The sequence below is a fragment of the Pseudomonas sp. TE3786 genome, from assembly GCF_054057335.1.
In genome coordinates this window covers 98,538-113,874 of sequence record NZ_JBSRZF010000005.1, presented here as the reverse complement: position 1 = coordinate 113,874, position 15,337 = coordinate 98,538, and the positions used below count along the sequence as shown (strand labels likewise).

The following is a 15,337-nucleotide window of genomic DNA, read 5'->3' as shown; positions in this document are numbered from 1 at the left end:
GGACCCAGACTCTTGGAACGCAAACCGTCACCTGCATAATTCTGGATTCCCAGCCTGCGTTGGGATGACGGTGCCTGCTGACGCCCCAGGGGCTTTACTTCCGGCACCCGGCAAACATATCCAGCCCCTTGTCGTACACCTTGGTGTTCACCTGCAACAACCCCAGCATCGAGCTGAACAGGTTGTCCTGGCTGACCGGCTGTTCACGCTGGGCGCGCAGGCAGTCGGCATCCACCTGGAATTCCTGCTGATAGCTGTCGGAGAACCAGGCCACCATGCCTACATGCTTCTGCTGTTCGGGTGCCATCATATAAGGCGTGCCGTGCAGGAAGACGTTGTATTCCCCCAGCGACTCACCATGGTCGGACATATACAGCATGGCGCTGTCGACCTTGCCCTGATTGGCGCGCAGCACGTCGATCAGGCTGGATAGCACAGCGTCGGTATACAGGATGGTGTTGTCGTAGCCGTTGATGATGCTTTGCCGCGAGCATTCGTTGAGGGCGTTGCTGGTGCACACCGGGGTGAACTGCTCGTAGGCTTTCGGGTAGCGCTTGTAGTAGTCCGGACCATGGCTGCCCATCTGATGCAGCACCAGTACGGTGTCTTCCTTGAGGTTGTCGATATAGCTCTGCAGACCTTGCAGCAGAATTTCGTCATGGCATTCGCTATCGGCGCACAGGGCCGGGTCTTTCAGGTCGCTGACGTCTTCGAAATTCACCCGGTCGCAGGTGCCTTTGCAGCCGGACTGGTTGTCCCGCCAGTGCACTTTCAAACCCGCTCGCTGCAGTACATCCAGCAAGCCTTCCTGGGAATAGGCTTGGCTCGCGCTGTAGTTGCTACGCCCGAGGTTGGAGAACATGCAGGGCACCGACACCGCGGTTTCGGTGCCGCAGGAATGGGCATCGGGGTAGGCGATCACGCCGTCCTGGGCTTTGAGTTTCGGCGTGGTGTCACGCTCGTAGCCGAGAATGCCGAAGTTGTCGGCCCGCGCGCTCTCGCCCACCACCAGCACGGTCAGCGACTTGTGCCGATGGCTTAGCCAGGCCGGCGCCTTTACGGCGTCTTCGCCAAGGGTGCGAAACGGCTCCTTACCGGTGTTGATCTGCTCGCGCAGCAAGCTGAACGAAGCCCCCACGTAGTTGCTTGGCACCACCATCAAACGCAGCTCGTGGTGATTGCGAAACAACGAGGCCAGTCCCTGATAGTTGGCCATCGCCACGCCGCCGAGGACCACCACGCAGCCCAGGATCACCAACAGTTTGTTGAGCAGCGCACGGCGCCAGCGTCGGTAGGTGATGGGCGTAGACCACAGCAGCAGCGCCGGCAAAATGCCCAAAAACAGCACATAAAGCGCCAGCTTGAGCGACAACAGGTCACGCACTTCGGTGGGATTGGTCTGCGCGGCATTGCGCAGCATGCCCAGATCGATCACCACGCCGTACTGACTCATAAAGTAGGTGACGCCCGCGCTGATCAGCAGCAACAGGGTGAGTACCGGCTTCAGCACCCAGCGAAATGCCAGCAGGGTCAGCACCAGATTGAACAACGCGAAGACGATAAGACCGAAGGCCACACGGATACCAACACTCGGGGTGATGCTGAACAGATGCCCCCAAAGCACCGGGTTGCAGGCCAGAAGAAGGAAGCCGCTGCCGATCAGAGTCAGCAGTTCAGGCGGGATGGCCTTTACTTTCACTATTGAGTTCACGTCACGCTACCGCACACGGGTTGATGGGTGCGGATGCTAGAAACGTTGGGATCAAAAATTCGTTAAAAAAACCTGAACAATTGGTTAGCCGCCAAATATAGGAAACACGGGGCCTACAGCGGCTCTAACGATTAAGGAAGGAGGCACGAAGCTGGGCACGCGGATTGCTTGACTAAAGAGTCAAATATTTTATTGACCCAAAAGTCAGAATTCTCTAAATTCAGCGCCATTGCGTGCCATACAAACAAGCCAGAAAAAATAAGAATGTGCCTGGAGGTCGTCCTTGATCCAGTTTTTGCTTAACCGTGAGCTGCGTACCGAGCAGCGTCTCGACCCGAATGTCACCGTGCTCAATTACCTGCGTGAGCACCTGGCCAAGCCCGGCACCAAGGAAGGCTGCGCCTCCGGTGACTGCGGTGCCTGCACAGTAGTGGTCGGCGAACTGGACAACTCGTCCGGTACCCCGCGCATCCGCTACCGCACCCTCAACTCCTGCCTGACCTTTGTCTCGTCGTTGCACGGCAAACAGCTGATCAGCGTCGAAGACTTGAAGCACCAAGGCCAACTGCACAGCGTTCAGCAAGCCATGGTCGACTGCCACGGCTCGCAGTGCGGCTTCTGCACTCCTGGTTTTGTCATGTCGTTATTTGCCCTGCAGAAGAACAGCAACGGCTTCGACAAGGGCCAGACCATGGAAGCCCTGGCCGGCAACCTGTGCCGCTGCACCGGCTACCGCCCGATCATCGATGCCGCCGAACAGGCCTGCTGCCAGAAGCAGCCGGACCAGTTCGACGCCGCCGAAGCCGAAACCATCGCCAAGCTGCAAGCCATCGCCCCGCAGGAAACCGCCGAGCTCAATAGCGGCGACAAGCGCTGCCTGCTGCCGCTGACCATCAGCGACCTGGCCGACCTCTACACCGCCAACCCGCAGGCGCGCCTGCTGGCCGGTGGTACCGACCTGGCCCTGGAAGTGACCCAGTTCCATCGCGAACTGCCGGTGATGATCTATGTCGGCCACGTTGAAGCGATGAAACGCGTCGAGCTCACCGATGAGACCATCGAGATCGGCGCTGCTACCCCACTGTCCGACTGCTATGGCGCGCTGGCCAAGGAATACCCGGATTTCGGCGAGCTGCTGCACCGCTTCGCCTCGTTGCAGATCCGCAACCAGGGCACCCTGGGCGGCAATATCGGCAACGCCTCGCCGATTGGCGACGCCCCGCCCCTGCTGATCGCCCTCGGTGCCCAGGTAGTGCTGCGCAAAGGCAACCAGACCCGCAGCCTGCCCATCGAAGAGTACTTCCTCGATTACAAGGTCACCGCCCGTCAGGAAGCCGAGTTTATTGAAAAGGTCGTGGTGCCGCGCCGGCAGAGCAATCAGGCGTTCCGCGCCTATAAAGTGTCCAAGCGTCTGGACGACGATATCTCCGCCGTCTGCGCCGCGTTCAACCTTGTGGTCGCCGATGGTGTAGTGCAAAGCGCCCGCGTGGCCTTTGGTGGCATGGCCGCCATCCCGAAACGCGCCGCCGCCTGTGAAGCAGTGTTGCAAGGCGCTAGCTGGAACATGGACCTGATCGAACTCGCCTGCGAGGCCCTGGCCAAGGATTTCAGCCCCCTCAGCGACTTCCGCGCCAGCAAGGAATACCGCCTGCTCACCGCACAGAACCTGCTGCGTAAATTCTTCCTCGAGTTGCAAACTCCAGACGTCGAAACACGGGTGACCGCTTATGTCTAACCACCACGCCCCGAAAAGCCAGGACGAGCTGGCCGAACTGTTCCGTGCCGGCATCACCACTGGCGTAGGCAAGAGTGTTAAACACGATAGCGCCGACAAGCATGTGTCCGGCGAAGCGGTGTATGTCGACGACCGCCTGGAATTCCCCAATCAGTTGCACGTGTATGCCCGTCTGAGCGACCGCGCCCATGCCCGCGTGACCAGAATCGACGTCTCGCCCTGCTACAGCATTCCGGGCGTGGCGATTGCCATCACCCATAACGATGTGCCCGGCCTGCTGGATATCGGTGCCGTCGCCCCCGGTGACCCGCTGCTGGCCGATGGCCTGGTGCAGTACGTTGGCCAGGTGGTGATTGCGGTAGCGGCCGACAGCCATGAAAACGCCCGCAAAGGTGCCATGGCGGCGATCATCGAATATGAAGAGCTGGAGCCGGTGCTCGACGTGGTCGAAGCGTTGCGCAAAAAACACTTCGTGCTCGACAGCCACCAACACAAGATCGGCGACTCGGTGAGCAAGCTCGCCACGGCCCCGCGCCGTCTGCAAGGCTCGCTGCATATCGGTGGCCAGGAACACTTCTACCTGGAAACCCAGATTTCCTCGGTGATGCCCACCGAAGACGGCGGCATGATCGTCTACACCTCCACACAAAACGCCACCGAAGTGCAAAAGCTGGTGGCCGAAGTGCTGGGCGTACCGATGCACAAGATCGTTATCGATATGCGCCGCATGGGCGGTGGCTTTGGCGGCAAGGAAACCCAGGCGGCCAGCCCGGCCTGCCTGTGTGCGGTGATTGCCCACCTGACCAAACGCCCGACCAAGATGCGCCTGCCGCGCGTTGAAGACATGCAGATGACCGGCAAGCGTCACCCCTTCTATGTCGAGTACGACGTAGGCTTTGACGACGACGGTTTGCTGCACGGCATCGAAATCGAGTTGGCCGGCAACTGCGGCTACTCGCCGGACCTGTCGAACTCCATCGTCGACCGCGCCATGTTCCACTCCGACAACGCCTACTTCCTCGGCAACGCCACGGTGAATGGCCATCGCTGCAAGACCAACACCGCATCGAACACCGCCTACCGCGGCTTCGGTGGCCCGCAGGGCATGGTGGCCATCGAAGAAGTCATGGACCACATCGCCCGCCACCTCGGCAAAGACCCGCTGGAGGTGCGCAAGCTCAACTACTACGGCAAAACCGAGCGCAACGTTACCCACTACCACCAGACCGTCGAGCACAACGTTATCCACGAGATGACCGCCGAGCTGGAAGCCAGCAGTGACTACGCCAAACGCCGTGAAGAGATTGCCGCGTTCAACAAGAAAAGCCCGGTGCTGAAAAAGGGCCTGGCGCTGACCCCGGTCAAGTTCGGTATCAGCTTTACCGCCAGCTTCCTCAACCAGGCCGGCGCGCTGATTCATATCTACACCGACGGCAGCATCCACTTGAACCACGGCGGCACCGAGATGGGTCAGGGCCTGAACACCAAGGTGGCGCAAATTGTCGCCCAGGTGCTGCAGGTGGATATCAGCCGTATCCAGATCACCGCAACCAACACCGACAAGGTACCGAACACCTCGCCGACCGCGGCTTCCAGCGGTGCCGACCTGAACGGCATGGCAGCCAAGAACGCTGCCGAAACCATCAAGGCGCGGCTGGTGGACTTCCTCACCCGCGAATACAAAGTGACGCCGGAAGACGTGGAGTTCAGCAACGGCCAAGTGCGTGTACGCGACCACTTCCTGTCGTTTGAAGAGATGATCCAGAAGGCCTACTTCGGCCAGGTGTCGCTCTCCTCCACCGGTTTCTACCGCACGCCAAAAATCTTCTACGACCGCAGCAAAGCCGCCGGCCGGCCGTTCTACTACTTCGCCTATGGCGCAGCCTGCATCGAGGTGATCGTCGATACCCTGACCGGCGAATACAAATTCCTGCGTGGCGACATCCTGCATGACGTGGGCGACTCGCTGAACCCGGCCATCGACATTGGCCAGGTGGAAGGCGCGTTCGTGCAAGGCATGGGCTGGCTGACCATGGAAGAGCTGGTGTGGAACGCCAAGGGCAAGCTGATGACCAATGGCCCGGCCAGCTACAAGATTCCCGCCATCGCCGATATGCCGCTGGACTTGCGCGTGAAGCTGGTGGAAAACCGCAAGAACCCGGAAGACACGGTGTTCCACTCCAAAGCCGTCGGCGAGCCACCCTTCATGCTCGGCATCGCCGCCTGGTGCGCGATCAAGGACGCCGTCGCCAGCCTGGCTGACTACCGCGTGCAACCCTCGATCGACGCCCCGGCTACTCCGGAGCGTGTGCTTTGGGGTGTGGAGCAGATGAGAAAAGTGCTGAAGGCGCAGAAGGCCGAAGTCACCACCACAGAGCCTGCCTAACACAGATCCCGTAGGAGCGGCTTCAGCCGCGATGCTTGTGATCTTAAAAGAGCATCGCGGCTGAAGCCGCTCCTACGAGAGCAACGATTGACCCAAGAAAACGGTGAACAACAATGACAACACACACCGCACAGACAACCACTCCAGCCGCGCCACAGAGCAGTGACGCTCTGCCGCGCCTGGTCCTACTGGAACAGCCCGCTGACGTGCCATCGAAAGCCGATGACGACTGGCGTCTGTCCCGTTCCGCCAAACCGCTTCGCACCTGGAGGCTGAGCAAATGAGTTGGATCAGCGCCCTCGCCGAATTGCAGCAACAGGGTCAGCCATGCGTGCTGGTGACCATCATCGAAGAGCTTGGCTCTACGCCGCGTAACGCCGGTTCGAAAATGGTCGTGACCGCTGACCGTATCTACGAAACCGTAGGTGGCGGCCATCTGGAATTCAAAGCGATGGAGCTGGCCCGCGAGATGCTCGCCACTCGCACCCAGGACACCCGCCTGGAGCGCTTCAGCCTCGGTGCCAGCCTGGGCCAGTGCTGCGGCGGTGCCACGGTGCTGCTCTTCGAACCGATGGGCCAGCCGCAGGCGCATATCGCCGTGTTCGGTGCCGGCCATGTCGGCCGCGCCCTGGTGCCATTGCTGGCCAGCCTGCCGTGCAAAGTGCGCTGGATCGATTCGCGGGAAAACGAATTCCCCGCGCAGATTCCCCACGGGGCCACCAAGGTGGTGAACGAAGAGGTGGTCGACGAAGTGGAGAATATGCCGCCGGGCAGTTACTACATCGTCATGACCCACAACCACCAGCTCGACCTGGAGCTGACCGCCGCCATCCTCAAGCGCAACGATTTCGCCTACTACGGCCTGATCGGCTCGCAGACCAAGCGGGTCAAGTTCGAACACCGTCTGCGGGATCGCGGCTTCAGTGCCGAGGTGATGCAGAAAATGCGCTGCCCGATGGGCATCGCCGAAGTCAAAGGCAAGCTGCCGGTGGAGATCGCCATTTCCATTGCCGGTGAAGTGATCGCCACCTACAACGCCAATTTTGGCCAGGGCGAAAAGAGCGGCGAAAGCGTCGCCAAGCTCATACCCGCCTCGCGCCGCGCCAAGGCATAAATCGCCATGTTGGGCTTCGCCTGCGGCTCAACCCAACACAGCTCGAACACCAATAAATACGCACCACGAGACTGCCCATGACTAGCCACGTTAAAGCCTACCGCGCCGCCATCCTGCACAGCATTGCCGACCCCGCCCTGGTGGGCGATGCGCAGTCCTATGAGTATTTCGAAGATGGCGTGCTGGTGGTCGACAGTGGCCAGGTGGCCAACATCGGCCACGCCAAGGATCTGCTGCCGACCCTCAAGGGCGTGGACGTTATCGAATACCGCGATGCGCTGATCACTCCGGGCTTTATCGACACCCATATCCACTACCCGCAAACCGGCATGATCGCCGCCTATGGCGAGCAGTTGCTGGACTGGCTGAACACCTACACCTTCCCCACCGAAAAGCAGTTCGCCGACCCGGCCCATGCTGCCGATGTGGCGCAGATTTTCCTCAAGGAACTGCTGCGTAACGGCACCACCACCGCGCTGGTATTTGCCAGCGTGCACAAGCAGTCGGTGGACGCCTTCTTCGAGGCCAGCCAGGCCCTGAACCTGCGGATGATCGCTGGCAAGGTGATGATGGACCGCAACGCGCCGGACTACCTCACCGACACCGCCGAGTCGAGCTACGCCGACAGCAAAGAGCTGATCGAACGCTGGCACGGCAAGGCGCGCTTGCACTACGCCGTGACCCCGCGCTTCGCCCCCACCAGCACCCCGGAGCAACTCACGGCCGCCGGCAAATTGCTGCAGGAATACCAGGGCCTGTATATGCACACCCACCTCTCGGAGAACGTCGACGAGATCGCCTGGGTGAAGTCGCTGTTCCCTGAGCAGAAGGGCTATCTGGATGTGTATGACCACTTCCAGCTGCTCACCGAACGCTCGATGTTCGCCCACGGCGTGCACCTGTGCGACGAGGAGTGCCAGCGCCTGGCCGAGACCGGTTCGGCGGTCTCGCACTGCCCTACTTCCAACCTGTTCCTCGGCAGCGGGCTGTTCAACCTCAAGCAGGCGGAGCAGTTCAAGGTCAACGTCGGCCTGGGTACCGACGTCGGCGCGGGCACCAGTTTCTCCATGCTGCAAACGCTGAACGAGGCGTACAAAGTGCAGCAGCTGCAGCGCAACAAGCTGAGCCCGTTCAAGTCACTGTTCCTGGCGACCCTGGGTGGCGCGCAGGCGCTGCGCCTGGACGACAAGATCGGCAGCTTCGCCCAGGGCAACGACGCGGACTTTATCGTCCTCGACTACCACGCTACACCATTGCTGTCGTACCGCTTGCAGCAGGCCAAGAACCTGGAAGAGAAGTTGTTTGTGCTGATGACCATTGGTGACGATCGGGCGGTGCAAGAGACCTTTGCGGCGGGTCAGAGCGTGCATAAGCGCTAAAAGCCATCGCGGCTAAAGCCGCTCCTGCGGACCGCACCATTCGTAGGAGCGGCTTCAGCCGCGAAGCTTTTGATCTAGCCATAAAAAAACCGCCCTATCGAGGGCGGTTTTTTTATGGCCGAAGAAACTAGCGTGGCGCAGCGCTACGCGGCGCTTTTTTCTTGGTTTGCAGCAAGTGCGAAAACACCGCATGCAAATCATCCGAGGCGCTGTCTTCGTCGAGGTTGAGCTTGCTGTCGATGTGATCCATGTGATGCATCATCAGGCTGACTGCTTTCACCGCATCGCGCGCCTCAATGGCATCGATCAGCTGGTTGTGTTCATCGTAGGAGCAGTGCGAGCGGCTGCCGCTTTCGTACTGCGCGATGATCAGCGACGTCTGCGACACCAGGCTGCGCTGGAAGCTGATCAGTGGAGCATTTTTCGCCGCTTCAGCCAGCTTGAGGTGGAATTCGCCGGAAAGACGGATGCCGGCACCACGGTCACCGCGGGAGAAGCTGGACTGCTCGTCCGCCACCATCTGCCGCAGCTCGGCCAATTGTTCGGCGCTGGCATGTTCCACTGCCAGTTCGGTGATGGCGCGCTCGACCATGCGCCGTGCATAGAAAATCTGCCGGGCATCTTCGACGCTGGGGCTGGCCACCACTGCGCCACGGTTGGGGCGCAACAGCACCACGCTTTCGTGGGCCAGACGCGACAAGGCGCGACGAATAATGGTGCGACTGACGCCGAAGATCTCACCCAGCGCTTCCTCGCTCAGCTTGGTGCCGGGCGCCAGGCGTTGTTCGAGGATGGCATCGAAGATATGCGCATAAACCACGTCATCCTGGGTGCCACTGTGGCTGGCTTTTCCAGCTCGGGGTTGCTTCTTGAGGGGCTGCAATTGTTCGTTCATTCGGGCTCGCGTCAGAAGTTCTGCGGTCATGCGCGACTCTACTGCGTTCCCCCCCAGTGCTGGCAAGCCTTTGGCGGGAAAATAGAGGGTAAAAATACCGGCGCATTGTACACAATCGAAACGGCAGCTCCTAACCCGCAGCATTTGCCCACGGCACCTCGGCGATTCGCCAAGCCCCACCTCCTTACTGATTTTTTAGTTTTTTCCGGCGTAACAGGACAAAAACACCGACGTTTTTGCATCCATGGCGTCCTTTTAACCGACAAAAACCAGCCGATGCGATGCCTCTGCGCTGCTGGAGCAAATTTCATCTATCGCCTATCTATCTGTTTTATAACGATTTACTAAAAATATCGAAATAAAACTGTCGCATACAATCGGCTTATCAAGCACCGGACAATCGATAAGAGCAATTCGCGCAACAGTGAAAACATTAATTGCTTTTTTTGTATACAAACGCATAATCGCGCTCGTGTGACTTCCTGACCATAGAGTCAACAAAACACCAGCAAGCGCACCACGTAAGCCACCTACCTCAGAGCACCACCACCTTCTTATCGGCGCGTGGTACTCGGTGACCAAAATAAGAGAATGAGGAGTACCCCGCTGTGGAAAGCACTAAACAAGAACAACTCTATGCTGCGACGCCTGCGCGCACCGGCCTGCTGGAAAGGCTGTTCAAGCTCTCCCTGCACGGCACCACCGTCAAGACCGAACTCGCCGCCGGCCTGACCACCTTTATCACCATGGCGTACATCATCTTCGTTAACCCCAACATCATGGCCGACGCCGGCATCGATCACGGTGCAGCCTTTGTCGCCACCTGTATCGCCGCGGCATTCGGCTGCTTTCTGATGGGTCTGTATGCCAACTGGCCGGTTGGCCTGGCACCGGGTATGGGGCTGAATGCGTTCTTCACCTACACCGTGGTCGGCACCATGGGCTACAGCTGGCAGATCGCGTTGGGGGCGGTATTCCTCTCCGGCATTCTGTTTATGATTCTGACCTTCTCGCGCATCCGCGAATGGCTGCTCAACAGCATCCCGGCCAGCCTGCGCTTCGCCATGGGTGCCGGGGTCGGCTTGTTCCTCGGTCTGATCGGCCTGAAAACCGCCGGTATCGTGGTTGCCAGCCCGGCCACCCTGATCAAGATGGGTGACCTCACCAGCGCCGGCCCGCTGCTGGCCGCCGTGTGCTTTCTGATGATTGCGGTACTGGAATATCACCGTGTGTTCGGCGGCATTCTGATCAGCATCCTTACCGTCACCCTGATTGGCTGGGGCATTGGCGAAGTGCAGTTCGGCGGCATCTTCTCCATGCCGCCAAGCCTGGCCCCGACCTGGCTGGCGATGGATATTTCCGGGGCCATGAATGTCGGCATGATCAGCGTGGTTCTGGCCTTCCTCTTCGTGCATATGTTCGACACCGCCGGCACGCTGATGGGCGTTGCCCAGCGCGCAGGCCTGGTGGATGACAACGGCCATATCGAAAACCTCAGCAAGGCGATGAAAGCCGACAGCACCTCCAGCGCCTTCGGTGCCCTGGTCGGCTGCCCGCCGGTAACCAGCTATGTGGAAAGCGCCGCTGGCGTGGCCTCCGGTGGCCGTACCGGGCTGACCGCAGTTACCGTTGGCGTGCTGTTTATTGCCGCGATGTTCTTCGCCCCGCTGGCCGGCATGATCCCCGCCTACGCCACCGCCGGTGCGCTGATCTACGTGGCGATGCTGATGATGAGCGGCATGGCCCATATCGATTGGGAAGACCACACCAACACCATCCCGGCGATCATTACCGTGGTGATGATGCCGCTGACCTTCTCGGTCACCGATGGTCTGGCCATGGGCTTTATTACCTTTGTGGTGCTGAAACTGGCGACCGGCAAACACAAGGAAATCACCCCGAGCCTGTATGTGCTGTCGATTATCTGCGCGGCGAAATTTGCCTTCTTGTAATCTTTACGCCGAGCGAAACCGTTGAACCAGGCCCCGACGCCATTGCGCCGGGGCTTTTCTGCATTTGAACGAGGACCGTATGAGTTTTGAAACCTGGCTGCTGTTTAGCAGCGCCGCGCTGATCGTGATCATTATTCCCGGCCCTCTGTCCCTGCTGATGGTCAGCAACAGCTTGAACTACGGCCTGCGCCGCTCGGCACCGGCCTTTCTGGGCGGCGTCAGCGCATCGATCTGTTTGTTAAGCGCATCGGCCCTGGGCTTGGGCGCGCTGCTCCTGGCCTCGACCACCCTGTTCAGCGTGTTGAAAATTGTCGGCGCGCTGTACCTGTTTTACCTCGCCTACCAGAGCTGGCAGGAATCCCGTCAGGCAGCCAAACCGATGCGCACCGAAGAGCAAGCGCCGACGCCGCCGAGCTGGCGCAGCATGTTTCTCAAGGCTTTTGGCCTAGGTGCCAGCAATCCCAAGGACATCCTGTTTTTCGCCGCGTTTCTGCCGCAATTCATCAGCGCCGAGCAGCCGATTCTCAAGCAGTTGATGGTGATGATTGCCACCTGGGCGATTCTGGACTTGGGTTGCAAACTGTTTTACGGCCTGGGCGCGCGTGGCGCGGCGCGGTTTCTGCGCTCGGGCAAGGGCCAGGTATGGTTCAACCGCATCAGCGCTGCGCTGTTTGCCGGTGCCGGCACGGCGTCGCTGTTGAGTCGGTAAGAGAAGGGACGTCGCAAGACCCGTAGGAGCGGCTTCAGCCGCGATGCCTTGAATCCAGAGCATCGCGGCTAAAGCCGCTCCTACGGAGAGGTACGCGGCCTAGCTACCTCGGTAGGTCGAGTAGCTGTAAGGCGAGATCAGCAACGGCACATGGTAGTGATCCTGGCCGGCATCGATGCCAAAGCGCAGTACCACCACGTCCAGAAAGGCCGGTTCCGGCAGCTGTACACCACGGGCGCGGTAGTAGTCGCCGGCGTGGAAGTGCAGTTGGTACACGCCTGAGGCGTAGTCTTCACCTTGCAGCACCGGCGCGTCGCAACGGCCGTCATCATTGGTGTGCAGGGTGTTGAGCAAGACCACCGAAGAGCCTTCTACGCGGTACAACTCAACCTTGATATTGCTACCTGGGCAGCCATGCGCGGCGTCCAGTACGTGGGTGGTTAAACGTCCCATCGGTTTCGGGCAACTGCGCTGAACGCAGACGCCACGCCTCCTCTATGCAGTTGAATTCGGAGCGCCAGGCCGGCAGCTTCGCCGGGGCGCGGTCGGAGCATAGCATGCGAGCTTTTGTTTTCGAGACATTCCACAGAAAAATTGTACACAATCACCCACAACAATTTCCCTGGCACTTTCCTGCCCAGTCACGGCGCGACTTTCCCCGCCGTGCACCAGAATAGCCCGCCACACGGCCAAGGGCGGGCGTTGAGCTAAGCTGAATAACGGCGCCGAAACGGAAAAAACAGTGAAATTTTCCATTTACAAAACACCTATCACTTTGTATACAATCACCCATCACGGTCGCCCACCGCCCTACCCTGGCAAAGACAGCGACCGCACCATTCATAAGAAGGAAAACTGCAGTGAGCGCTGACTACCCTCGCGACCTGATCGGTTACGGCAACGACATCCCCCATCCGCACTGGCCGGGCAATGCCCGCATCGCTATCTCCTTTGTGCTCAATTACGAGGAAGGTGGCGAGCGCAATGTGCTGCACGGCGACAAAGAGTCGGAGGCCTTCCTTTCGGAAATGGTCGCCGCTCAACCGCTGCAGGGCGCGCGCAATATGAGCATGGAGTCGCTGTACGAATACGGTAGCCGCGCCGGGGTCTGGCGCATTCTCAAGCTGTTCGAGAAAACCGGCATTCCGCTCACCGTATTCGCCGTAGCCATGGCCGCGCAGCGCCACCCGGAATTGATTCGCGCCATGGCCGCCGCCGGCCATGAAATCTGCAGTCACGGCTACCGCTGGATCGACTACCAGTACATGGACGAAGCGCAAGAGCGCGAGCATATGCTCGAAGCCATCCGCATCCTCACCGAAATCACCGGCGAGCGCCCGGTTGGCTGGTACACCGGCCGCACCGGCCCGAACACCCGGCGGCTGGTGATGGAGGAAGGAGGCTTCCTCTACGACTCCGACACTTACGACGACGACCTGCCCTACTGGGAAGCGAACAACCCCACCGGCAAGCCGCATCTGGTGATCCCCTATACCCTGGACACCAACGATATGCGCTTCACCCAGGTACAGGGTTTCAACAGCGGCGATGACTTCTTCAACTACCTGAAAGACGCCTTCGACGTGCTCTATGCCGAAGGTGGCGAGGCACCGAAGATGTTGTCCATCGGTCTGCACTGCCGCCTGATCGGCCGCCCGGCGCGCCTGGCTTCGTTGCAACGCTTTATTGAATACGTGCAGGGCTTCGAGCAGGTGTGGTTCGCCCGCCGCGTCGACATCGCCAAGCACTGGCACGCGACCCACCCCTTCAAAGTAGAGAGCGCGAAATGAGCCGCTTCCAGACCCTGACCCCGTCCACCCTGAGCCGCGACGCGTTCGTTGCCGTCTTCGCCGATATCTACGAGCACTCCCCCTGGGTCGCCGAAAAGGCCTTTGACCTGGGCCTGGACAGTAGCGTCGACGATATCCAAGGCCTGCACAGTCGCATGGCTGACATCCTTTTGAGCGCTGATCACGCCGCCCAACTGGCGCTGATCAATGCTCACCCGGACCTCGCCGGCAAGGCCGCGGTCCGTGGCGAACTGACTGAAGCCAGCACCTCGGAGCAATCCGGTGCTGGCATCCACGAATGCACGGCTGAAGAGTTCCAACGCTTCACCGAGCTGAACGACGCCTACAAAGCGAAGTTCGCGTTTCCCTTCATCATGGCGGTCAAGGGCAGCAATCGGCACCAGATTCTCGCGGCTTTCGAGGAGCGCATTCATAACTCCAAGGACGCCGAGTTCGCTCGCGCTCTGGCCGAAATCAACAAGATCGCGCTGTTCCGTTTGCAGACCTTATAAGGCCTGCAATTCCTGACACCGCCACCTCTCCCCGCCCTCTAAAGGCACTGAAAAGGCAGATTTTCATGAAAGCTTACGCCGTACCCTTCGAGAAATACGTCAACCTCGCCGACGCCCGCCTGGGCACCAAAGCCATCTCGGTTACCGATGACTGGTTCGCCGACGTCAACCGCCTGTTCCAGCCCACCCCAGCGGTGTGGAAAGAAGGCGTGTTCGATGACAACGGCAAGTGGATGGATGGTTGGGAGTCGCGCCGCAAGCGCTTCGAAGGTTACGACAGTGCAGTGATCAAACTGGGCGTACCCGGTTCGATCAAAGGCGTGGATATCGACACCAGCTTCTTCACCGGTAACTTCCCGCCGTCGGCGTCCCTGGAAGGCTGTTTTGTAGCCGAAGGTGAGCCGAGCGACAGCACCGAGTGGACCGAAGTACTGGCCGCCGTGGAACTGCAAGGCAATAGCCACCACTACCACGAAATCGCCAACAGCCAGGCCTTCACCCACCTGCGCTTCAATATCTACCCGGACGGCGGCGTGGCCCGTCTGCGCGTGTATGGCGTGCCGTTCCGCGACTGGTCCAACACCGGCGACAACGAAGAAGTCGACCTGGCCAGCGCCCTGAATGGCGGCCGCGCTCTGGCCTGCTCCGATGAGCACTTCGGCCGTATGAGCAACATCCTCAACCCCGGCCGTGGCGTGAACATGGGCGATGGCTGGGAAACTGCCCGCCGCCGCACCCCAGGCAACGACTGGGTGATCGTCGCCCTCGGCCATCCGGGCGAGATCGAACGCATCGTGGTCGACACCCTGCACTTCAAAGGCAACTACCCGGACAGCTGCTCGATCCAGGGTGCCTTTGTTAAAGGCGGCACCGACAGCCAGATCGAAACCCAGAGCCTGTTCTGGCGCGAACTGCTGCCCAGCCAGAAACTGCAGATGCACGCCGAGCACGAGTTCGCCGAGCAGATCAAAGCCCTCGGCCCGATCACCCACATCCGCCTGAACGTGTTCCCGGATGGTGGTGTCAGCCGTCTGCGGTTGTTTGGCAAAGTGGCGAAATAAAGAGCAACGCACGACCTGTGGGAGGGGCTTCAGCCGCGAGCTTTTCAAAATAAAAGCATCGCGGCTAAAGCCCCTCCCACAAAAAGCAAAAAA

The 15,337-nt window shown here is 60.0% G+C and carries 12 protein-coding genes; 9 read left to right on the top strand and 3 right to left on the bottom strand.

The features are described from left to right. Positions 1-94: 94 nt before the first annotated feature. Entirely contained in the window at positions 95-1,702 is a 1,608-nt protein-coding gene (locus tag ACVW0Y_RS07970) for a phosphoethanolamine transferase (protein WP_457437584.1), read from the bottom strand. A gap of 292 nt (positions 1,703-1,994) precedes the next feature. On the opposite strand from ACVW0Y_RS07970, the gene xdhA reads away from it, so the two are divergent. From xdhA to guaD, 4 genes are all read left to right on the top strand, one after another. Further along, the gene (gene xdhA / locus ACVW0Y_RS07965) at positions 1,995-3,446 is read left to right on the top strand and encodes a xanthine dehydrogenase small subunit (RefSeq protein WP_457437364.1); all 1,452 of its coding nucleotides are present in this window, start codon (positions 1,995-1,997) and stop codon (positions 3,444-3,446) included. Then, complete coding sequence (gene xdhB / locus ACVW0Y_RS07960) at positions 3,439-5,832, top strand: xanthine dehydrogenase molybdopterin binding subunit (protein WP_457437362.1); 2,394 nt, start codon at positions 3,439-3,441, stop codon at positions 5,830-5,832. Before xdhA ends, xdhB begins: the two co-directional genes overlap by 8 nt. Before the next feature lie 280 nt (positions 5,833-6,112). Continuing rightward, positions 6,113-6,946, top strand: a complete 834-nt coding sequence (gene xdhC, locus ACVW0Y_RS07955; protein WP_457437360.1) for a xanthine dehydrogenase accessory protein XdhC — start codon at positions 6,113-6,115, stop codon at positions 6,944-6,946. A 77-nt stretch (positions 6,947-7,023) separates the two neighbouring features. Beyond that, positions 7,024-8,325: a guanine deaminase gene (gene guaD / locus ACVW0Y_RS07950; RefSeq protein WP_457437358.1), complete on the top strand. Its 1,302-nt coding sequence runs from the start codon at positions 7,024-7,026 to the stop codon at positions 8,323-8,325. A 127-nt stretch (positions 8,326-8,452) separates the two neighbouring features. On the opposite strand, the gene ACVW0Y_RS07945 is transcribed toward guaD, so the two are convergent. Further along, complete coding sequence (locus ACVW0Y_RS07945) at positions 8,453-9,220, bottom strand: GntR family transcriptional regulator (RefSeq protein WP_457437356.1); 768 nt, start codon at positions 9,218-9,220, stop codon at positions 8,453-8,455. Positions 9,221-9,828: 608 nt separating this feature from the next. Between ACVW0Y_RS07945 and ACVW0Y_RS07940 the strand changes: the two genes are divergently transcribed. Further along, positions 9,829-11,172 carry an NCS2 family permease gene (locus tag ACVW0Y_RS07940; RefSeq protein WP_457437354.1) on the top strand — a complete coding sequence of 448 codons (1,344 nt, stop codon included), beginning with the start codon at positions 9,829-9,831 and terminating at the stop codon, positions 11,170-11,172. Between the two features lie 79 nt (positions 11,173-11,251). Beyond that, positions 11,252-11,881: a LysE family translocator gene (locus ACVW0Y_RS07935; protein WP_457437352.1), complete on the top strand. Its 630-nt coding sequence runs from the start codon at positions 11,252-11,254 to the stop codon at positions 11,879-11,881. A gap of 99 nt (positions 11,882-11,980) precedes the next feature. Here ACVW0Y_RS07935 and uraH read toward each other — a convergent pair whose 3' ends face one another. Further along, entirely contained in the window at positions 11,981-12,334 is a 354-nt protein-coding gene (gene uraH / locus ACVW0Y_RS07930) for a hydroxyisourate hydrolase (protein WP_457437350.1), read from the bottom strand. Positions 12,335-12,741: 407 nt separating this feature from the next. Here uraH and puuE point away from each other — a divergent pair, with 407 nt between their 5' ends. The 3 genes from puuE (at position 12,742) to alc (ending at position 15,244) form a co-directional block, all read left to right on the top strand. Continuing rightward, positions 12,742-13,671 carry an allantoinase PuuE gene (gene puuE, locus ACVW0Y_RS07925; RefSeq protein ID WP_457437348.1) on the top strand — a complete coding sequence of 310 codons (930 nt, stop codon included), beginning with the start codon at positions 12,742-12,744 and terminating at the stop codon, positions 13,669-13,671. Next, positions 13,668-14,183, top strand: a complete 516-nt coding sequence (uraD, locus tag ACVW0Y_RS07920; RefSeq protein WP_457437346.1) for a 2-oxo-4-hydroxy-4-carboxy-5-ureidoimidazoline decarboxylase — start codon at positions 13,668-13,670, stop codon at positions 14,181-14,183. Before puuE ends, uraD begins: the two co-directional genes overlap by 4 nt. 65 nt (positions 14,184-14,248) lie before the next feature. Continuing rightward, on the top strand, positions 14,249-15,244 hold the full coding sequence (gene alc, locus ACVW0Y_RS07915) for an allantoicase (protein WP_457437344.1): 996 nt from the start codon (positions 14,249-14,251) through the stop codon (positions 15,242-15,244). Positions 15,245-15,337 lie beyond the last annotated feature (93 nt).

Coding starts and splice junctions, on each gene's coding strand:
- uraH (WP_457437350.1), bottom strand. CDS start 12,334: ATGGGACGTTTAACCACCCACGTACTGGACGCCGCGCATGGCTGCCCA.
- guaD (WP_457437358.1), top strand. CDS start 7,024: ATGACTAGCCACGTTAAAGCCTACCGCGCCGCCATCCTGCACAGCATT.
- ACVW0Y_RS07935 (WP_457437352.1), top strand. CDS start 11,252: ATGAGTTTTGAAACCTGGCTGCTGTTTAGCAGCGCCGCGCTGATCGTG.
- alc (WP_457437344.1), top strand. CDS start 14,249: ATGAAAGCTTACGCCGTACCCTTCGAGAAATACGTCAACCTCGCCGAC.
- ACVW0Y_RS07945 (WP_457437356.1), bottom strand. CDS start 9,220: ATGAACGAACAATTGCAGCCCCTCAAGAAGCAACCCCGAGCTGGAAAA.
- uraD (WP_457437346.1), top strand. CDS start 13,668: ATGAGCCGCTTCCAGACCCTGACCCCGTCCACCCTGAGCCGCGACGCG.
- xdhC (WP_457437360.1), top strand. CDS start 6,113: ATGAGTTGGATCAGCGCCCTCGCCGAATTGCAGCAACAGGGTCAGCCA.
- xdhB (WP_457437362.1), top strand. CDS start 3,439: ATGTCTAACCACCACGCCCCGAAAAGCCAGGACGAGCTGGCCGAACTG.